The following is an 18,726-nucleotide window of genomic DNA, read 5'->3' on the forward strand; positions in this document are numbered from 1 at the left end:
ATGGCAGCCGGCAGTGTAGTCATCGACCTGATCATGAAGACGGGGGGGTTCGAGACGGACTCGAAGCGCGCCGAGCAGCGCATGCGGGCGCTGGAGAAGGAGGCCAAGCGCGTCGGTGCCGCGATAGGTGCTGCGTTCGTGGCAGGCGCGACGCTGGTGGTGACGGCGCTGAAGCAGTCCATCGACCACATGGACGAGCTTTCGAAGGCAGCGCAGCGGGCGCAGATGCCAACCGAGCAGTTCAGCCAGTTGGCCTATGCCGGGTCCCTCGCCGACGTGGCGGTGGAGGACCTGACGAAGAGCATGGGCAAGCTGGCCAAGGCCCAGGGCGATGCGGCGCGCGGCCTGACCGAGCAGGTCGATGGCTTCAAGGCCCTAGGGATCGAGTTCAAGAACGCAGACGGTTCGCTCCGGCCGACCTATGAGGTATTCCTCGACTTCGCCGACGCCTTCCAGAAGCACCGCGGATCGCCCGAGATCATGGCGCTCGGCATGCAGGTGTTCGGTCGCTCGTTCCAGAACCTGATCCCACTGCTGAAGGACGGCCGCGCCGGGCTGGAGGCGATGGCTGACGAGTCGGACCGTTTGGGGCAGACCATCACGACGGAAGCCGGTCAGGCCGCCGAGGCCTTCAACGACAACCTGACGCGGCTGAAGGGCGCAGCGACCGGGCTTGCGAATGCTGTCGCGAGCGACCTGTTGCCCGACCTCGAAGCGCTCACGGACGAATGGGCCGACTCCGCGAAGAGCGGTGACGGGTTCAGCGAGACGGCAAAGGACATCGCAGACGTCATCCGGACAGTAGGTGGCGCCGTGAAACTTGCGGTCTGGCTCTTCACCACGTTGACCGAGAAGCTGGACGATGCGATTCAAGGCTTCTACGGCCTTGCCGAAGCAGCGAAAGGAGTCGCAAATCTCAACTGGGATCAGGTAACTCGGGGGCTCGGTCTGGCCGCTCAAGGCGCCACGTCGTCCGTACTAGGTCGACCAGAAGGACCCAAGAACAGGAACACCACGAACTTCACCATCATCCGGCAGTCTACGGACCCGCGCTTCTCCAACGTCAACACGCCGGGTGCCCCTGTCGACCCGCTCGTGATAGACCCGCCCAGCAAGAGCGGCGGTAAGGGCGGCAAGAGCGAAGCCGAGAAGGCGGCCGAGTCGCTCGAGCGCGCCTACCAGTCGATGAACGACCAGCTCGACCAGCAGATCGCGCTGCACGGCGAAGTAAGCGAGGCCGCGCGCGTGCGCTACGAGCTCGAGCATGGATCGCTGACCGCCCTCGACGCGGCAAAAGCCGCACAGCTGATCCAGGACGCCGAGCACCTGGACATGCTGGACCTCATCGCCGAGCACGAGCAGATCGTTGCCGACGCCGCGCGCGACGTGGCGGAGGAGCAGGCCCGCCGGCAGGAGCAGGCGCAGGACGTGCTGTCGGCAATCCAAGAGGAGACGCAACTGGTACAGATGTCGGCCGACGCCCAGGAGGTCTGGAACAACCTGAAGTGGGCCGGTGTCGACGCTGAGTCCGAGTTTGGGAAGGCCATCATCGAGTCCACGCAGGACCTGCAGCGCCAGCGCGACATCATGGACGACCAGATCGATGCCATGGACGGGCTGCGCGGCGCGTTCCGTGGGTTCTTCGGCGACCTTCGCGAGGGCGAGGGCATCATGGGGGCACTGGAGAATGCCGCCGATCGATTCCTCGACGTGCTGATGGATATCGCCGCGCAGCAGTTGTCCGACAGCCTGCTGGGGAAGGACGGGGATCCTGGTGGTGGTAGCTGGGGGGATGCCATCGGTAGCTTTATCGGCGCGGTCTTCGGCGGCGCCCGCGCCACCGGCGGCGACGCCATGCCAAGGCACGCGTACCTGATCGGCGAGCAAGGGCCTGAACTTTTCATCCCGCGTACCGCTGGCACGGTGCTCTCGAATGGACAGACCCAACGCGCCATGGCCGGCGGCCGTGGCCAGTCGAACAACGTCAGCGTGGTGGTTCAGGGGCAAGTCGACTACCGGTCTCGCCAGCAAATCGCGCGCGAAACCGAGCGCGCGCTCCGTGAGTCGCAGAGGAACAATTGATGTCCGAGTATCTGCCGGCTTTCATCCCGACGTGCGAGGCCTATGGCTGGACCGGCGGTCCTGAGTTCAGGACGCGGCTGGTCATGTACAAGAACGGGCGCGAGCGCAGGAACGCCGACTGGCAGCAGCCCCAGTTCTCGTTCGAACTTCCCTTCCAGAACATCACCCAGGCGCAGTACGCGCCGATCTTCAGTATGTTCCTGAACCGCCGGGGACGCTGGGGCGTGTTCCTCTACCGCAATCGCCTGAACTACTCCGCCGACAACGATCTTGTCGCCGTCGCGGAGGCCGGCCAGACCGAGTTCCAGCTGGGAAAGTGGAGCATCATCGAGGGCGTGGGCTTCTACCACCAGGTCTATGCGCTGTTCGTGCCTGACACGGACGGATCAGCGATCGAAGCCGATCCCACTGTCACGGTCGACGGCGCCGTCACCACGGCCTTCACCGTTGACCACGAGCGCGGGCTGGTGGTCTTCGACAGCCCGCTGGCGGGCGGGGAGGTGGTCCGGTGGTCAGGGCAGTTCGCGCACTGGGTGCGCTTCGACGCTGACACGCTGCCGTTCTCGATCGACAACGCCACCCGGGACGACGGCGCGGGCCCTTACGTGGTGAACGGCTCGGTCTACCTGCGGGAGATGCCGGCGCCCGAAGAGGTGGCCTCGAGCGGCTCATGATTCGCTACGTCCATCCCGCCTTGCTCGCCGAGCTGCAGCGCGGCGCGACCACGCTTTGCACCCTGCTGCTGATCCGCCCGGTCACGCCCGGGATGAGCCCCTATGGGCTTACGGACACGAACCAGTCCGTGCGGTACAACCCCGGCACGGGCGAGGTGCTGTTCTCGGCCCCCATCGGTTTCGAGGCCTCGCTGGTCGAGGCGCAGGCAGACCTGTCGGTCGCCAACGCCGAGGCCCGTTCCCTGATGCCCGTCTATGACGTGCCCGTTTCGGAGGAGTTGATCAACGCTGGGCAGCTCGACTATGCCGAGTTCGCGCTCTACCTGGTCAACTACGAGGACCTGACGACCGGCCGTCACATCACGCTGCAGGAGGGGACGATCGGCAAGGTCTCCGTCCGCGACGATGGCCTGAGCTTCATCAACGAGTTGCGCGGCCTGGCGGCGCAGTTGAAGCAGGAGGTCTGCTCCAAGTACACGAAGACCTGCAGGGCGATCGAGGGCACCCAGGAGCTCGGGTCGCTTCTCCCCGGGCCGCAGGTGAGGCGCGACTGGTGCGGCGTCGACTTCACGGTCTACCTCAAGACCTCCACGGTCTCGGCAGTCGGCCTGGAGAACACCCTGAACTTCCGGATCGACCCCGGCGACGTCGACAGCGAGTGGGACGTGAACGCGTTCGTGCCAGGCCGGGTGATCTTCACGACCGGACGGAACGCAGGGCGCACCCTGGAGATCATGGGCAACACGGCCGACGGATGGATCACCCTCCGACACGAGGCCGGATTCCCTATCGAGGTCGACGACGAGCTCGAGTATCGGGTGGGCTGCACGTTCATCGCGCGCGACGCGGAGAAAGGGTGCCTGGCCCACGCTGGCTCCGGCTGGATCGACGTGTTCAAGGGCTATCCCGACATCCCGACCGAGAACGCGGACCAACTGTCCACGCCGGGCGCCGCGGTCGGCCCGGCAGGCGGCGGCGGTACCAGCGTCCCATACGCGACGGTCGAAGCATGAGCCGCGTCGTTTCTCAGGCGCGAACCTGGCTCGGGGTTCGCTACCTTCACCAGGGGCGCAACCGCTTCGGTGTCGACTGCGTCGGCATGCCGCATGGGGTCTACCGCGAGCTTGGCGTCGACCTGCCGGACTTCCGCGCCTACGGCACCGAGGCTGACCCGGCCGAGCTTCTCGCGCGCCTGCGCGCCGCCCTGGGCGATGAGGTGGCGATCGCACCGATCTCGGCCGCCAGCCTCCTGCCAGGGGACATCGTGGTGTTCCACTTCCCGCGGTCGGGCATCCCGCGGCATCTTGGCATCGTCGCCGACCGCGCCGGCGGCGGCCTGAACTTCATCGAATCCAACGGGAACGAGGGGCGCGTGATCGAACGTCGGCTTGACGACCGCTACCGAGCGCGGATCACGCACGTCTTCCGGAGGCCCGTGTAATGGCCCGCCAAGCGCTCACCGTCGCCGGCTACGTTGCCGGCTTTTTCTTGCCTGGCGGTCCAGCGGTCTGGGGCGCGATCGGCGCAGCCGTCGGCAGCTACGTCGACCCGCAGGTCATCAAGGGACCGCGTCTGGGCGAAGGACAGGAGAACACCGCAAGCGAAGGCGGCTTCCGCCCGATCGTCCTGGGCAAGGGCGCCGTTGGCGTGTGCATGATCCACCAGGGTCCGCTGATCAAGCGCACCATTCGCCAGCGCCAGAGCAAGGGCAGTGGGACGGAGACGGAACAGGACCGCTTCTACCGCACGATGGCCTTCGGGCTCGGCGAGTCGGCCTATCCCGACGACGGCGTCATCCTGCTGCGGCTTTGGATAGACGGGAAGCTTCGGTACGACGTGACCCCGACCAGTCAGATCGCCGCCGAGTCGGCCGAGTTCGCCCAAGAGTTCACCTTCTACCCGGGCAACAACTCCCAGGACCCGGATCCCGACCTCGAGGCCTACATGGGCGCCGGCAACGTCCCATCGTACCGGGGCGGCGCACCCTACATCGTCTTCCCCAACTACGACGTGACCAGCAGAGACGGGAAGGCGCCGCAGATCAAGGCCGAGATCGCCTCGGCGGGGCAGACGGCTCCGCTCGTCGACACCGTCTGGGCCCGCTTCGGCGGTTTTCGCGTCTCGCTCGATGGCCAGAACTGGAGCGCGTGGAAGCTGCCACCCCCGGTCAACGCCTCCAACCTGATTCCGACCCCTGAGCGCTACATTCTCTACGGCAGCAGCGGTTCCTATTACTGGACGGACGACGCCGGCGACAACTACACCGCGGCGACCGGCGCGGGGCCTTCTGGAAGCGGAAGCGGGCAACTGGGCCAGTGCTCCCCCGACGGGCAGACGATCATCATCTCGGGCGGCGTCCAGAACTGCCGCAAGAGCGTCAATGGCGGGCTGCAATTCGTCGAGGTCGGCAAGCCTGCGCAGGGCTGCTTCCAGACGCTATACCTCAACGGTGCATGGGTAGCGGTCCAGGACTACCGGCTGTTCCGGAGCCCCGACGAGGGCGGGACCTGGCCGCTAACGTACAACGTTGGCGCCGGCTACACGCTCGTCTGCGCATGGTCCAACTACTTCGAGATGATGGTGGGCGGCACTCAGTCCGGTGTGCCGTTCGTCGGGCGCTCCACCGATGCAGGCGACCTGACGCCCGAGACGCTCCCGACGTTTGCTTCGGCCACCCAAGTCACGGCAGTGCACTACGGTGTGATCGATGGCGAGCCCTACTGGGTCGTCGGCACCGATTCCGGCGAGCTTGCCTATCGCTCGTCCGGCGCTTGGATCCTTGCGAACGACGCACTGCCTGATCGCGTCACGTCGATCACGTTCAATGGCACCGGGTTCAGCGCGGTATCTCGCGACAACGGAACGGGCACCCAACGGCAGGTCACGGTCTACAGCGCGAACGCGGCGGATTGGGACGTGACGGCCGACGAGACGGTCGCCGAGTCGACCTTTCCGATGCTGGCGTCGTTTCCTCCCGTGGGAGGCGCGTCGAGCGCGGAGAAGGTGCTGCTCTCGACGATCGCCACCTGGCTCCACGACCGGGTCGACGTCCCGAGCACGAAGATCGACGTGTCGGAGCTGACCGACCTGGTCGAGGGCGTCGTCCTCGCCGGCGACTACAGCGCCGCCGACGCGATGCGCACCTTCATGACGCTGTACTTCTTCGACGCGGGCGAGTTCGATGCTGGTTCCGGCTATCGCCTGAACTACGTCAAGCGCGGCGCGGACGCGGTGGTGACCCTCACCGAGGACGACATCATCGAGGGGCCCGAGGACTGGGAGCGCGAGGACAGCTACGAACGGCCTAAGGTGCTGCACGTCGCCTACCAGAACCCGATCGCGGACTATGGCGCGCCCAACATCTCGATCAAGCGGACCTCGCCGGACGCCCTGGTGGTGGGCGAGCGCTCGGCGTCCGTGCCCGTGGTCTTCAGCGACGCAGACGAGATCACGCGCCGCGCCGACATCATGATGACGGTGATCTATGCGGAGATCGCCGGCACTTACGAGATCGTCCTGCCTGACAGCCTGCTGGCGCTGCCGCCGACGGTCGTGATCGGGTTCAGCATCCGCGGGAAGGTGCGCCGGCTGCGCATGACGGGCTGGCGCTACGGCGGGGGCGTCATTCGCACCGAATGGATGGCCGATCGCCAGTCCTGCTACACCTCTAACGTGAGCGGCTTGCCGGCGGTGGCCACCACGCCGCCGCCGCCAAGCATTGTCGGCGCTACGGTTGGCGTCGTGCTGGACATCCCGGCGCTCGCGGACAGCCTCGACACGCTGCACCAGGGCGTCGCGGCGGTAGGCCAGACGGAGGCGTGGTGGGGCGCTACGCAGCAGCGGAAGCTCGAGGCGGACACCAGCTTCTCGAACGTGCTGGCCCTCAACCCCCCAGGCTCGGTCATCGGCCTCACCCAGGGCACCGTGACCGCGGCCAGCCCGCACTACACCGACACGACGAACACGATCACCGTTGACCTGTACAGCGACGACGAGATCGAGACGCTGACCCAGCAGCAGTTCCTGAGCGAGGGTGGCGCCTTCGCGCTGTCCTGGGATGACGGCGGGGTGCGCAGGTGGGAGGTCATGCAGTACCGAGACGCCGTGAAGGTCGGCGAGCGGACCTGGGAACTGACGTACCTCGCGCGCGGCCGCCTGAACACGGTTGCCGCGGAGCATCCCCCGGGCTCGCTGTTCGTGCTCCTGGACTACGGGATCAGCTTCATGCCGATGCAGTCGGCCTGGATCGGCACGGACATCACACACCGGACCGTGTCGAACGGCCAGCTGCCAGAGAACGCCGCCTCCTACGTGGAGGAGTGGACGGCGCAATGCCAGGTCGAGTTCCCGGTCGCGCACCTGTTCGCCGAGAAGGACGGCGACACCCTCGAGCTGTCGTGCGTGCCGCGGCACCGCTTCGGCACCGAGGTGCGGCCTGTCCGGTCTCAATACTGGATTGGCTACCGCTGGACCGCTACCGACGGCAGCAACGCGGTCCAGGTGGACACCCTCACCGAAAGCACCAGCATCGACGTCACCGGCTGGTCGACCCCCATCACCGTCACCGTCGCTCAGCGCAACAGCTACACGGGCGCGGGCGAGACCGTTTCCGAGGAAGTTACCTGATGAGCACACCTATCAGCCCAGGCGCCCCGTGGCAGTCAGGCACGAACGAGAACAGCCTGCCGGCGAACGACAACGTGCTCAGGCATGCGATCTTGGACGGACTCGTAATCAGCGAGAGCACGGACGCCCAGCCGGGCAGCCCCAGCGACTACGACATCTACATCATGACGGGTTCCGCCACGGGCGCGCAGTGGTCGACGTTCGATGAGTTCGACCTCGCGATCTATGCGGAAGGGACGTGGATCGCGTACGCGCCGTCGCTAGGTATCCGCGTGAACGTCGCCGGCACCCTGAAGCAATGGAACGGCTCGGCCTACGTGGATGCCGCCAGCGGCGGATCGGCCTCAGCGCCGACGGTGACGACGGTCAGCAGCAGCAGTGGCACGCTGACAATCGACCTGCAGGGTGGCACGCGCAAGTTCTTCAAGACCACGCTCACCGAGAATGTCTCCACCCTGGCCTTCAGCAACCTGCCGGCGGCCGGCTTCGCAGCCGAGTACGAACTGCACATCACCCAGGACGGTACCGGCTCGCGCACCTTCGCCATCCCGGCCAGCCACAAGGCCCTGGGCGGCTCCGATACCGCGATCGCATCCGCAGCGGCCGCGGTGACCGTGCTGTCGGCGGCGACGGTCGACCAGGGCACCACCTGGCGCTACGCGATGCAGGAGTCCGCGTAATGGGCTTGCGCCGGCTCATGATGGCTCAGCCCACGGGCGGCGATCCCTATTTCGGGAGCGTCACCTCGCTGCTGCACATGGAAGGCGCAAATGGCGGGACCACCTTCACGGACATCAAGAGCAACACCTGGACGCGCACGGCAAGCGCGGTGACGAGCACGGCCCAGGCGGTGGCGGGCTCATCGTCCATGTTCGTGGCGTCGGGCAACATCCAGTCGACGACAGCCATAGGCGGTGGAGGCGTAGGCACCGGCAACTTCACCATCGAGGGATGGTTTCGTGCCACGGCGACAACCGCGCGCGGGCTGTTTCACACCGCGCTGTCGGGGAGCGCGGCAGGCATCGCCGCCGGCTGGGACCAGACGTCGGGCATGTGGCAGGTCTACTTCAACGGCTCCGTGTTCAGCAGCAGCGCGACCTCGCTGACGCTCAACACCTGGATCCACTTCGCTCTGGTTCGCAACGGCACGTCCTGCGTTCTCTACATCAATGGGACGGCGGTGGTCTCCTTTACCAGCTCTGCCAACATCACGGCCGCCGGCATGACGGTGGGCGCCTACTTCAACGCCAGCTTCCCATGGGTCGGCTACATCGACGAGTTCCGCATTACGAAGGGGGTAGCCCGCTACACCGGAGCGTTCACGCCACCATCCGTGCCGTTCCCGAACAGCTGAGCGGACACGAAGTGGCGTGCCCGCTTCGATCGAGAGCGCAGCTATCGACTCACGCTACTGCGTGAGTTTCGCGACGATCTCCTCAGCATGCTTGTCGATCATGCCGCCGGTGGTGCCCCACGCGGTCGCGTTCGTGCTTTCGACCTCGAAGGCCCCAATCTGCTTCCCTTCACCATCGAACACGCGCACGCGGCTGCGCAGGCTGTCGCGGCCGGCCATGATCCCCACCATGAAGCGCGCGCCGCCGTGGCGCATGTAGTAGTTGGTGATGGTGATCTCGACCGGGATCGCCGGTCCTTCCGGCGTGGCAGCGAGCCTGCCGGCCGCCTGCAGATGCTCGTCCAGCGATTCGCGCAGCATGGCCAAGCCCTCGACGCTGGCCTCCTCGGTGTTGAGGATGGTGTAGCGGAACGGCAGATCGGCCGGCGCGGTTATTGCCTGATGCGTCACGCTGTTGGTTGCGCAGGCCGAGAGCAGCGCAAGCACGCCGAGCAGGATGGCATTTCGAAGCATGGTGGTTCCCCCTGTGGAATCGAGCCTGAAGGGTACACCGGTGCCGGCGCGGGTGGGATCGGACGAATCCTCGGGCTCGGGTCGGAAAAGTCCTACACGCCGGCGCGGCGCGCTCCGATGGCTGAGGCCGGTAGTGCAGGGCATGCTCTCTCCCGGCGAACAGGGCGGGCCTCAGGCCATCCGCCGTCCTGGGCCCCGGTAGGGATGCCGGGGCTGCCATCCCATCGAGTGCGACGTCCGGGCGTAGCATGGCCGCATGCTCCCCGACGGATTCAAATGGACGAAGCGCAGCCAGTACGACGAGGAGGGCACCGCCGTGGTGCTGGGCGACGCCCAGGTGGCCATGCTGCTCGAGCGCGTGGATGGCGGCTGGGTCGCGCGCCTCAACTCACACTGGCCCGTCGACGCGCCGCTGGTGACCCGGCGATGCCAGAGCAAGGCCACCGGTACCGCCGGCATTGAAGCCTGGGTCTGCCGCCACGAGGCGCGGCTCAGGGCCGAGGCCGGCGCACTGGCCAAGGTGGCGCCCCACGGGCGTAAACTCGCCCCATGAACGCCAACCCCTACGCCTCCCTCGATGACCTGCTCGAGCGCTGCGACGCGCTCGAGGCCCAGCTCCCCGCGCTGCGCGCCGAGTACCCAGAGGAGGGTGACTTCTGGAGCGCCTTCGCCGGCATCGCCGACGAGATCATCGAGGACGCGAACCGGGCGGACGCCGGCGGCGACCTCAACGCCGTGCACTGGCTGCCGGTGAACGGCCGGCTGGTCGAGATGCTTGACGCCCTGGGCATCGCCCACGACCTGCCGCGCGTCGGGTAGGCGTCCTCAGGCCATCGCGGCCATCACCCTATCCGCATGCAACCCATTGATGGATATGGGCATGAATCGTCGCTTATGAGACCCCCAAATCCGGGTGATTCCGCAGCAGATTCAAAGAGATAGGCGCGACAGCGCAGCTGTCTGGGGGACAGGTGGTCGTCGGTTCGAATCCGGCCACCCCGACCAAATCTGAATGAGCGACCAACAGCCGGGACTTCCGGCTGTTCTTGTTTGCGGGGCGCTTTGCTGTACTTCGCCGCATCCCCCCGCAAGGACCCCGGCATGCGCATCCGTTCCCCGTTCCGTCCCGCACTCGTGCTGGCGGCGTTGTTGCCCATGGCGGCCAGCGCCCAGGACGCCGCGTCCCCGGCCGTGCCCGTCGCCGTGCCCTCTCCGGCGATCCGCGATATCGATGCGGTGGTCGTCAGTGGCGTGGTGCCCGGGCCGGGCCTGTGGCGGGTCAGCCGCGACGGCCACGAGATGTGGGTCCTGGGCGTGCTGTCGCCGCTGCCGCGGCGGATGGAGTGGGAGGCGCGCGATGTCGAGGCGGTGGTGGCGCGTGCCAACGAGGTGATGCTGGCGCCGAACGTCGATGTCGAGGCCGACGTCGGCTTCTTCAGTGGCCTGGCGCTGGCGCCGCGCCTGATTGGCGCGCGCAGGAACCCCGGCGACAAGCGCCTGGAGGACCTGGTGCCGCCTGCCGATTACGCGCGCTGGCGGACCCTGAAGGCGCGCTACATCGGTCGCGATGGCGGCATCGAGCGCTGGCGCCCGATGTTCGCCGCGCTCAAGCTCTATGGCGAGGCGGTCGAGGACGTGGGCCTGGAAAGCGAGCCGGACGTCGCCGACCGCGTCGAGCGCATGGCCCGGACGCACGGCGTCACCCTGAGCAAGCCGGGAGTGGAGGTGCGCATCGACGACCCCAAGGCCGCGATCGAGGAGTTCAAGCAGGGCCGCATCGACGACCTGGCCTGCTTCACCCGCACCCTGGACCGGCTGGAAACCGACCTGGGAATGATGCGCGAACGCGCCAATGCCTGGGCGGTGGGCGACCTCGAGGGCCTGCGGGCCTTGCCCTACACCGACCAGTTCGAGGCCTGCCGCGACGCCGCGCGCAGCATCGAGGCCCTGCGCAGCCGCGCCGGCGACATCGGCGGCCGCCTGCGGACGGAGTGGCTGCGCGAGGCCGAGCGGGCCTTGTCCGCGAATACGACCACCCTGGCCCTGCTGCCGATGCGTGAACTGCTGACCGACGACGGCCTGGCCGCGGCCCTGCGCGAGCGCGGCTACCGCATCGAATCGCCCGACGAAATCGCCGCGGTGGAGGCCGATGAGGCCGTGGAGGCGTTGGCGGAGCCGGCGGAGGCGGCCGCCACGGCCGACTGAGCGCGGGCCTCGCGCTGCGCGCGCAGCTGCACCAGCAGGCCGTGCAGCATCTCGGTGGACAGGCCGTGCAGGGTCAGGCGGAAGCCCGCGCGCAGGGTCGACATCGGCACCAGCGGATGCCGGTTGTTGAGCAGCACCAGGTGGTCGCGGGCATCCAGCAGGGTCGCTGCGTACAGGCCGATGGTCTCGTCGAGTTGAAGCGAGTTGGTGGCGCGCCAGAAGTCGCTGTCCGTGAGCAGCAACTGGTAGATCGGCGTGAACAGCTCGATCGAGCTCTGCAGGTCGAGGAAGTTGCGCCGCCGCCTCGGCATGTCGTCCAGCGACAGCGCTGGCTGTTCGATCATCGACAGGTCCGGGTCGTCGACGTGGCCCAGCTGCTGGCCGGCATCGCGCAGGCCCTGGTTGAGCCGGATGATGAAGTTGTAGAGGTTCAGGTCGTGGATGAGGAACATCTCCTCGCGCACGTCGCTGATCCGCGCCGGCGTGAGCGGGTGGGTCGGCACCTCGACCGGCGCGTTCTTCGCAATGAAGCCCAGGACCTGCGAGCCCAGGTGGAAGTGGCGCAGGATCAGCCAGTTGGCTTCCGGGCGGATGAAGTTCTCCATGCCCCAGGCCAGCAGCCGGTGCAGGAAGCGCGAGAACGCCAGCTTGCGCGGGGTGAACACCTTCACGACCTGGATCAGCACGATCAGGGTACGCGCCAGCGGGCGCACGAAAGGCAGGATGTACTGGCGCGAGGCCGAACTCGAGTCGGACAACCAGGCGCGCTTGACGGTCTCGTCGATCGGCGTGCTGCGGTCCAGGTACATCGCCAGCCACGGGCTGGGGTCGCGCGGGTCGTGCGCCTGGTCGAGGAAGTCGGGTGCGTGCTTCATGCGCGTGCGCTACTCCAGGTCGATCGCGAGGTGGTCGAACTGCATCAGGTACAGCTCGGCGGTGCGGCGGGCGGTGTCGATGATCGCACGCGCGCCGCGGCCGTCGGTGTCGTGCTCGAACACGATCTCGACCGCGCGCAGCCAGCGCGCCAGGTGGTGGGCATCGTTCTCGCCATGGTATTCGAGGAAGCGGAAGGCGTCGGCCGGCAGCGCGAGGCTGGCCTTCATCAGCGGCAGCAGGGCGGGGATGATGCGTTGCCCGGTGCCTTCGATGATGTAGATCGCGCCGAGCAGGCCCAGCGGGTTGGGCGTCGCGGCCAGTGCATGCAGGTAGCTGTTGAGGGCTTCGCCGCCCGGATTGCGGCGCAGGGCATCGAGCTCGGCGACCTCGCCGCCCGCCTTGCGGTAGTCCTCGAACAGGATCATGTAGTCGTCCTGCTCGTCGCCGGCGTGGGTCTCGATCAGGCCGGCCAGCGCTTCGTACGGTGCACGCACCGAAGCCGCGCCCTCGCGCATCCACTTGCTGCCCTCGCGGACCTGCGGGATCCAGTGTTGCATCCACTGCCGGTAGTCCTCGATAGCGAAGCGGCGCTCGCGCAGCTTTCGGATCATCGGCGTGCGCCACGCGCGCGATCGGTAGTCGTGCCAGATCGTGGCCAGCTCGCCCAGCAGGTGGCGCAGCGCCGCCGGCGCGTCGGCGGGATCGTGCGGGGGGGCGATCATGTCCGGTGCCGGTCGTGGCGTGGCGGCCGGGGCGCTGCGTTCGACGGGAGCCTCGTCGGCGGCCTCCACCTCGAGCATCACGAAGGCGACGGTGAAGCGGCCCGATTCCGGGATGAAACACAGGATGCGCTCGCCCGGCTCCAGCGCGTGGGTACGGCGGAACTCGTCGAGCATCACGAAGATCGAGGCCGCGCCCGTATTGCCGCGTTGCGTGAGGTTGCTGTACCAGCGCTCGCGCGGGATGGCCAGGCCGGCCTTGGCCATCAGCTCCTCGACCACCGGGGCGAAGCGTTCGGACGAGTAGTGGCACAGGAAGTGGTCGACGCGGTCGGGCTGGATCCAGCCCGCATGGCAGAGCGAGGCGTACTCGTGCACGCCGACGTCGAACAGGTGCGGCAGCAGGCGGATGTCCTGGCGCAGGAACAGCGCGCCATCGGCCTCGGCATCGCGCCACGCGGCGTAGTCCAGGTGCGAGCGCGCACGGTCGGGCGTGAGGCCCAGTTGCATGCACACCGGATAGTCGCCGGCGAAGGAGCGCTGGTGCATGAAGCGCAGGCGCAGGCGCACGCCGTCGTGGCGCGGCGCGGTCGAGGTCAGCTGCAGGGCGCCGGCGCCGTCGGACAGCATCCAGCGCAGGAAATGGGCGTCGAAGTCCGCGTCGTAGTCGCGCCCGGCGTAACGCGAACGCTTGAACAGCCGCGACGGCATTTCCGCCGCCGCGACCAGTGCGCGCTCGTGCGCGCCCAGTTCGACCGCCGCCGCGGCGCTTTCCCAGGCCGCCACGCCGGAGGCGCAGATACCATGGCTGGAGTGCACCTGCATCGGCGGTGCCGCCAGTTCGCCGTGGACCATGCTGGCGAAGCCGGGCATCAGCGCGTCGCCACCCGAGGTGCCGCAGGCGAGCAGGCCGATCTCGGGCAGGCGGCTGCCGGCGTCGGCGAGGCAGTCGTGGATCGCGCGGACCGCCATGCCTGCGCAGGAATGCACGGTGCGCCCGTCCGCGTCGATGGCGTAATGGCGCGACTGGATGCCGTTCTCGGCGAGGATGCGCCGCTTGATACGTCCGGAGATACGGTTGAGGGGCGCAATGAAGGCGTCCATGGCCGTGTTGTCGACGGCAGCGCCGGGGAGGAAGCGTCCGGTGCCCTGGAGCCAGGTGCGATGGAAGACAGTGGGCATCAACAATCCTTGTGGGAACGGGGCGCAGTCGCCGGGGCGAGGCGCAACGAACGTGAACGATAGCGCGGCACGAACGGCGCCAGCAGGAACACGCGGGCGACGTACGCAGGGAACGATGGCTCGAGCAGCCGCGGATCGATGCGCGCGCGGTATTGGCGATGGAGTCCGGGCAGTTGCGACCAGTGCGCGCGTGCGTGCGCATGGTGGGCCGTGTGCAGGCCGATGTTGAACAGCAACGGATTGAGCACGCCCTCGAAGTTGCGCGCGCGGGCCAGCGGTTCGCGATCGTCCGCGTGCGCGTGCTGCAGGTAGTTGGCCGCCAGCAGCCAGTGCAGCCCGAACAATTGCGGGACGATCACCAGTAGCAAGGCCTTGCCCGGGTCGAGCAGGATCAAAGTGGCCCAACTGCCGATCCAGGCAAGGTATTGCAGGGCATACCAGCGCCACGCGCCGGGATGGCGGGCGCGCATCCGGCGCAGCCAGGCCAGCACCAGGGGATAGACCGCGGTCAGCGCCTGTAGCGGGTGCAGCATCCAGCCCGCCAGGTGGTTGTGGTCGCCGAATCGCCAGGTCCGCGCGACGTCGCGCGGACCGTGGTTGTGGCGATGGTGGTTGAGCCGGTGCGCGGGATGCATCGCGCAGGTCGGGTGGCCCTGCAGCAGGGTGATCGCGAGGTCGGTCGCGCGATTGGGACCGCGCCGCGTCCACATCGGCAGGTGCGCGTGGTTGTGGTGGATGACGGTGATGCCGACCGCCAGGAACAGGCTGGCGGCGAACGCCAGCGGGTGGAAGCCGTGGTGCCATTGCCAGGCCATCGCCAGTGCCTGCGTCGCGAGATAGGCCAGGCTGCGCAGGTCGTGCCGGTCGCGCAGTGGCCCGAGCGGCTGCAGGCTCATGGGGCGTGCTCCCCGGTGCCGCCCCTGCGCTGTCGTGCGATCACGGCATCCGCCGCGTCGAGCGGGAGCACGCTGCCGAACATGCGGTCGAAGACCTCCAGCAGGAAGCCGTAGTTGCCGTGGTAGCACGCATGGTGGAGGTGGTGGCGCCGGCTGGCGGCGCGCCAGCCGCGCGCCGGTGCGTGCGCGCTGGCCTCGTAGTTCGCATGCCCGAGGTTGTTGAGCACGATGCTCAAGACCGGCAGCGCCATCAGCGCGGCGAAACTGAAGTCGTGGACCAGCATCGGCAGCAGCGGCACGCTGCCCAGCATCGCGGCTTCCACCGGATGGAAGGCATAGGTCGACCACGGCGTCGCCACGTGCGAACGGTGGTGCATGGCGTGGAAACGACGCAACGCGCGGGTGTGCAGCAGCCGGTGGCAGGCGTAGAAATGCAGCTCGTTCCAGAAGAACAGCAACACGATCTCCAGGGCCACCTGCCAGCCGGTTGGCGCGTCGGCGAGCCCGGCCCAGCCCAGGCGCAGCATGCCCCAGGGCACGACCAGGCCCAGGCCGAAGACCAGGATCGAGCTGGCGGACGCACGCAGTTCGCGCTGCAGCTGCACGCGCGTCACCGGCCGCGGGTCGAGGCGGCGGCCATAGCCAAGGCGGCGCATCGCGGACGCGAGCAGCATGGAGAGGGCCCCGGTGCCGAGATAGAGCAGGCTGAACCACGCCACGCCGACGGCCATCACGACCCAGGCATCCTGCGCGACGAACCATGTCCCCATTGCCTGCTCCTGCCCCGATGTCTGCCGGACCGCACCGGCGTGCCCACCCCCGCGGGTGCGGGGGCGCCGCTGACTCACATGCGTGGATTCAACGCGAAGCGCTCTGCAGGGGCGGCGTGCCCAGGTCGGGCCAGCGCGCCAGCACCGCGGCGCGGATGCCGTTGGCGTCCAGGCCCGACTCGGCCAGCAGCTCCTCGCGGCTGGCGTGGTGCTGGAAGGCGTCGGGCAGGCCCAGGTGGACGATCGGCAGGCTCACGCCCTCGGCTGCCAGCAGCTCGGCGACGCCGGACCCGGCGCCGCCGGCGACCACGTTGTCCTCGATGGTGACGAAGCCCTGGTGGTCGCGCGCGAGGTCCAGCACCAGCTCGCGGTCGAGTGGCTTGACGAAGCGCATGTTGACCAGGGTCAGGCCAAGCGACGCGGCGACTTCCGCGGCCGCGGGCACGACCGCACCGAAGGCGAGCAGGGCGACGGGACCACCGCGCTGGCGCAGCTCCGCCTTGCCGATCGGCAAGGTGTCGAGGTTGTCGCGCACGGCGACGCCCGGGCCGGTGCCGCGCGGGTAGCGGACGGCGGCGGGGCCGTCGTGGTGGTGGCCGGTGGACAGCATCATCCGGCACTCGTCCTCGTCGGCGGGCGCCATCACCACCATGTTGGGCACGCAGCGCAGGTAGCTCAGGTCGAGGTTGCCGGCATGGGTCGCGCCGTCGGGCCCGACCACGCCGCCGCGGTCGATCGCGAACAGCACGTCGAGTGCCTGGATGGCGACGTCGTGCACCAGCTGGTCGTAGCCGCGCTGCAGGAAGGTCGAGTAGATCGCGCAGACCGGTTTGGCGCCCTCGCAGGCCATGCCGGCGGCGAGGGTGACCGCATGCTGTTCGGCGATGGCGACGTCGAAATAGCGCTGTGGATGGGCCTTGCTGAAGCGCACCAGGCCCGAACCCTCGCGCATGGCCGGGGTGATGCCCATCAGCCGCGGATCGGCGTCGGCCATGTCGCACAGCCAGTCGCTGAAGACGTCGGTGTAGGTGGGCTTCTTCGCGCCGGCTTTCTTCACCATGCCCTGCGCGGGGTCGAAGGGACCGACCGCGTGGTAGCCGATCTGGTCGCCCTCGGCGAGTTCGTAGCCCTTGCCCTTGGTGGTGATGATGTGCAGCAGTTGCGGGCCCTTGAGGGTCTTGAGCGTCTTCATCGCCGCGAGCAGCGACGGGACGTCGTTGCCGTCGATCGGGCCGGTGTAGTGGAAGCCGAGTTCCTCGAAGAAGGTGGAGGGGACGAACATCCCCTTCCAGTGCTCCTCCCAGCGCCGGACGAAGCGCGCGGGTGCGCCGTGCTTGTCGCCCAGCAGTTTCTTGCCGCCTTCGCGCAGGGCATTGAGCGTGCGGCTGCCGGTGAGTCGGCCCAGCATGCGGGTGACGCCGCCGACGTTCTCCGAGATCGACATCTGGTTGTCGTTGAGCACCACCAGCAGGTTGGGTTCGGGCGTGCGGCCGTCGTCGCCCATGCCGCCGGCATGCGCGAGCGCCTCGAAGGCCATGCCCGCGGTCATCGCGCCGTCGCCGATGACCGCGACCACCTTGCGGTCGTCGCCCTGGCGCTGCAGCGCGATCGCCATCCCGAGCGCCGCCGAGATGCTGGTCGAGCTGTGGCCGACGCCGAAGGTGTCGTACTCGCTCTCTTCGCGCTTGGGGAACGGCGCGACGCCGTCCTTCTGCTTGACCGTGTGGATGGCGTCGCGGCGTCCGGTCAGGATCTTGTGCGGGTAGGTCTGGTGGCCGACGTCCCACACCAGGCGGTCGACCGGGGTGTCGTACAGCCAGTGCAGGGCGACGGTCAGCTCGATCACGCCGAGGCCGGCGCCGAAGTGCCCGCCGACGCGCGCGACCTGTTCGATGAGGTAGGCGCGCAGTTCGTCGGCGATCGCGGGCAGTTCCTCTTCCGGGAACTGGCGCAGGTCGGCGGGGACCTGGATGCGGGACAGGCGCGGGTAGCGTTGCGGATCGATCATTACGACGACGGCTTCCTCGCTGCGGCATGCAGCGCGTCCGTCATTGTCCTGCGGTCAAACGGGAGGGGCAAGCGCAAGCGTGAACGCGCCATGCCTGCCCGGGGCGCGCGGGGCGGGCACCGGGCCCGCCCCGGAGCGGTCAGCGTCCGCGCAGGCGACCGAAAAGGCCCGACTTGGCCTGGTCCGCCTCGGGTTCCGGCTCGCGGTACTCCTCGGCGAAGCCGGTAGCCAGGTTGGCGTTGATGAAGTCGGCCACGTCGGCCTCCGGCACGCCACTGGCGGCGGCGATCTCGCCCAGCGTCGCCGGCCCCTTCATCATCACGGTCGAGATGCGGAAGTGCTTGGGATATTCGCGCTCGGTCTGGGGCCACTTGACCATGTGGAAGCGGCTGTCGATGCCGTATCCGCCGACGACGCGGCCCTGTCCGGCCAGCAGGCCGCCGAGCCAGGCGAGCCGGGTCAGCGGCTGGGCCTCGCCCGCGCCCTCGACCGCCGCACGCCAGGCGGCATCGTCCAGGGCCTGGAAGTCGCTCGCCGACACCGGGCCCTCGAACAGCGGCGCGAGCGGCTTGAGCGCCGTGCCGGCGTGGTACTGGCCGGCGGGCGCATCGATCAGGACGGTCTGCCCGCCGCGTTCCAGCCGGACGCGGCCCTGGACCCGGTTGTCCACCAGCCACACCGCCAGGCTGCCGGCCGTCGAAGTGGCGGGTTCGGGGGCGCGGGCTGCCGGTGCGGGCGCGGGCGTCGCGACGGGGGGCGGCGCCACTGCAGGCGTCGGCGTGGGGCGCGGCGGGGCGGCGGGCGCGGCGGCGGCCACCGGC

At 68.4% G+C, this 18,726-nt stretch carries 17 protein-coding genes; 10 read left to right on the top strand and 7 right to left on the bottom strand.

The features are described 5' to 3' along the window. The 7 genes from H4F98_RS07560 to H4F98_RS07590 are packed head-to-tail and all read left to right on the top strand — an operon-like array spanning position 1 to position 8,736. Entirely contained in the window at positions 1-2,082 is a 2,082-nt protein-coding gene (locus H4F98_RS07560) for a hypothetical protein (protein ID WP_182686377.1), read from the top strand. Beyond that, positions 2,082-2,756 carry a DUF2460 domain-containing protein gene (locus H4F98_RS07565; RefSeq protein ID WP_182686379.1) on the top strand — a complete coding sequence of 225 codons (675 nt, stop codon included), beginning with the start codon at positions 2,082-2,084 and terminating at the stop codon, positions 2,754-2,756. Before H4F98_RS07560 ends, H4F98_RS07565 begins: the two co-directional genes overlap by 1 nt. Next, positions 2,753-3,769 (top strand): DUF2163 domain-containing protein, encoded by a 1,017-nt coding sequence (locus H4F98_RS07570; RefSeq protein ID WP_182686381.1) that lies wholly within the window; start codon positions 2,753-2,755, stop codon positions 3,767-3,769. The genes H4F98_RS07565 and H4F98_RS07570 overlap by 4 nt, the downstream gene beginning before the upstream one ends. Next, the gene (locus tag H4F98_RS07575; RefSeq protein ID WP_182686383.1) at positions 3,766-4,197 is read left to right on the top strand and encodes a C40 family peptidase; all 432 of its coding nucleotides are present in this window, start codon (positions 3,766-3,768) and stop codon (positions 4,195-4,197) included. Before H4F98_RS07570 ends, H4F98_RS07575 begins: the two co-directional genes overlap by 4 nt. Then, positions 4,197-7,382 carry a phage tail protein gene (locus tag H4F98_RS07580; protein ID WP_182686385.1) on the top strand — a complete coding sequence of 1,062 codons (3,186 nt, stop codon included), beginning with the start codon at positions 4,197-4,199 and terminating at the stop codon, positions 7,380-7,382. The genes H4F98_RS07575 and H4F98_RS07580 overlap by 1 nt, the downstream gene beginning before the upstream one ends. Beyond that, positions 7,382-8,062 carry a DUF2793 domain-containing protein gene (locus H4F98_RS07585; RefSeq protein ID WP_182686387.1) on the top strand — a complete coding sequence of 227 codons (681 nt, stop codon included), beginning with the start codon at positions 7,382-7,384 and terminating at the stop codon, positions 8,060-8,062. Before H4F98_RS07580 ends, H4F98_RS07585 begins: the two co-directional genes overlap by 1 nt. After that, positions 8,062-8,736, top strand: a complete 675-nt coding sequence (locus tag H4F98_RS07590; protein ID WP_182686389.1) for a LamG domain-containing protein — start codon at positions 8,062-8,064, stop codon at positions 8,734-8,736. The genes H4F98_RS07585 and H4F98_RS07590 overlap by 1 nt, the downstream gene beginning before the upstream one ends. Positions 8,737-8,790: 54 nt before the next feature. Here H4F98_RS07590 and H4F98_RS07595 read toward each other — a convergent pair whose 3' ends face one another. Beyond that, positions 8,791-9,249 carry a DUF4410 domain-containing protein gene (locus tag H4F98_RS07595; RefSeq protein WP_182686391.1) on the bottom strand — a complete coding sequence of 153 codons (459 nt, stop codon included), beginning with the start codon at positions 9,247-9,249 and terminating at the stop codon, positions 8,791-8,793. 256 nt (positions 9,250-9,505) lie between these two features. Here H4F98_RS07595 and H4F98_RS07600 point away from each other — a divergent pair, with 256 nt between their 5' ends. The 3 genes from H4F98_RS07600 (at position 9,506) to H4F98_RS07610 (ending at position 11,454) form a co-directional block, all read left to right on the top strand. Then, positions 9,506-9,802 (top strand): hypothetical protein, encoded by a 297-nt coding sequence (locus H4F98_RS07600; RefSeq protein ID WP_182686393.1) that lies wholly within the window; start codon positions 9,506-9,508, stop codon positions 9,800-9,802. After that, entirely contained in the window at positions 9,799-10,068 is a 270-nt protein-coding gene (locus tag H4F98_RS07605; RefSeq protein ID WP_182686395.1) for a hypothetical protein, read from the top strand. Before H4F98_RS07600 ends, H4F98_RS07605 begins: the two co-directional genes overlap by 4 nt. A gap of 282 nt (positions 10,069-10,350) precedes the next feature. Continuing rightward, positions 10,351-11,454: a TraB/GumN family protein gene (locus H4F98_RS07610; RefSeq protein ID WP_182686397.1), complete on the top strand. Its 1,104-nt coding sequence runs from the start codon at positions 10,351-10,353 to the stop codon at positions 11,452-11,454. Here H4F98_RS07610 and H4F98_RS07615 read toward each other — a convergent pair. The 6 genes from H4F98_RS07615 to H4F98_RS07640 all read right to left on the bottom strand — a co-directional run. Beyond that, complete coding sequence (locus tag H4F98_RS07615; protein ID WP_182686398.1) at positions 11,355-12,329, bottom strand: DUF6999 family protein; 975 nt, start codon at positions 12,327-12,329, stop codon at positions 11,355-11,357. The genes H4F98_RS07610 and H4F98_RS07615 overlap by 100 nt on opposite strands. Positions 12,330-12,338: 9 nt before the next feature. Beyond that, complete coding sequence (locus tag H4F98_RS07620) at positions 12,339-14,231, bottom strand: iron-containing redox enzyme family protein (RefSeq protein WP_182686400.1); 1,893 nt, start codon at positions 14,229-14,231, stop codon at positions 12,339-12,341. After that, positions 14,231-15,127, bottom strand: a complete 897-nt coding sequence (locus tag H4F98_RS07625; protein WP_182686402.1) for a fatty acid desaturase — start codon at positions 15,125-15,127, stop codon at positions 14,231-14,233. The genes H4F98_RS07620 and H4F98_RS07625 overlap by 1 nt, the downstream gene beginning before the upstream one ends. Further along, the gene (locus H4F98_RS07630; protein WP_182686404.1) at positions 15,124-15,897 is read right to left on the bottom strand and encodes a sterol desaturase family protein; all 774 of its coding nucleotides are present in this window, start codon (positions 15,895-15,897) and stop codon (positions 15,124-15,126) included. The genes H4F98_RS07625 and H4F98_RS07630 overlap by 4 nt, the downstream gene beginning before the upstream one ends. A gap of 88 nt (positions 15,898-15,985) precedes the next feature. After that, positions 15,986-17,905 (bottom strand): 1-deoxy-D-xylulose-5-phosphate synthase, encoded by a 1,920-nt coding sequence (gene dxs / locus H4F98_RS07635; RefSeq protein WP_182686406.1) that lies wholly within the window; start codon positions 17,903-17,905, stop codon positions 15,986-15,988. Between the two features lie 139 nt (positions 17,906-18,044). After that, positions 18,045-18,726: cupin domain-containing protein (locus H4F98_RS07640; protein WP_220479126.1), on the bottom strand; the 682-nt coding region annotated here is incomplete at its 5' end.

This window comes from Marilutibacter spongiae (genome assembly GCF_014145325.1).
GTDB lineage: Bacteria > Pseudomonadota > Gammaproteobacteria > Xanthomonadales > Xanthomonadaceae > Marilutibacter > Marilutibacter spongiae.

What these genes read in the sequence shown, in the direction of transcription:
- H4F98_RS07560 (WP_182686377.1), top strand. Translation starts at nt 1, where the DNA reads ATGGCAGCCGGCAGTGTAGTCATCGACCTGATCATGAAGACGGGGGGG.
- H4F98_RS07600 (WP_182686393.1), top strand. Translation starts at nt 9,506, where the DNA reads ATGCTCCCCGACGGATTCAAATGGACGAAGCGCAGCCAGTACGACGAG.
- H4F98_RS07625 (WP_182686402.1), bottom strand. Translation starts at nt 15,127, where the DNA reads ATGAGCCTGCAGCCGCTCGGGCCACTGCGCGACCGGCACGACCTGCGC.
- H4F98_RS07605 (WP_182686395.1), top strand. Translation starts at nt 9,799, where the DNA reads ATGAACGCCAACCCCTACGCCTCCCTCGATGACCTGCTCGAGCGCTGC.
- H4F98_RS07585 (WP_182686387.1), top strand. Translation starts at nt 7,382, where the DNA reads ATGAGCACACCTATCAGCCCAGGCGCCCCGTGGCAGTCAGGCACGAAC.
- H4F98_RS07620 (WP_182686400.1), bottom strand. Translation starts at nt 14,231, where the DNA reads ATGCCCACTGTCTTCCATCGCACCTGGCTCCAGGGCACCGGACGCTTC.
- H4F98_RS07610 (WP_182686397.1), top strand. Translation starts at nt 10,351, where the DNA reads ATGCGCATCCGTTCCCCGTTCCGTCCCGCACTCGTGCTGGCGGCGTTG.
- H4F98_RS07570 (WP_182686381.1), top strand. Translation starts at nt 2,753, where the DNA reads ATGATTCGCTACGTCCATCCCGCCTTGCTCGCCGAGCTGCAGCGCGGC.
- dxs (WP_182686406.1), bottom strand. Translation starts at nt 17,905, where the DNA reads ATGATCGATCCGCAACGCTACCCGCGCCTGTCCCGCATCCAGGTCCCC.
- H4F98_RS07580 (WP_182686385.1), top strand. Translation starts at nt 4,197, where the DNA reads ATGGCCCGCCAAGCGCTCACCGTCGCCGGCTACGTTGCCGGCTTTTTC.
- H4F98_RS07615 (WP_182686398.1), bottom strand. Translation starts at nt 12,329, where the DNA reads ATGAAGCACGCACCCGACTTCCTCGACCAGGCGCACGACCCGCGCGAC.
- H4F98_RS07575 (WP_182686383.1), top strand. Translation starts at nt 3,766, where the DNA reads ATGAGCCGCGTCGTTTCTCAGGCGCGAACCTGGCTCGGGGTTCGCTAC.
- H4F98_RS07590 (WP_182686389.1), top strand. Translation starts at nt 8,062, where the DNA reads ATGGGCTTGCGCCGGCTCATGATGGCTCAGCCCACGGGCGGCGATCCC.
- H4F98_RS07630 (WP_182686404.1), bottom strand. Translation starts at nt 15,897, where the DNA reads ATGGGGACATGGTTCGTCGCGCAGGATGCCTGGGTCGTGATGGCCGTC.
- H4F98_RS07565 (WP_182686379.1), top strand. Translation starts at nt 2,082, where the DNA reads ATGTCCGAGTATCTGCCGGCTTTCATCCCGACGTGCGAGGCCTATGGC.
- H4F98_RS07595 (WP_182686391.1), bottom strand. Translation starts at nt 9,249, where the DNA reads ATGCTTCGAAATGCCATCCTGCTCGGCGTGCTTGCGCTGCTCTCGGCC.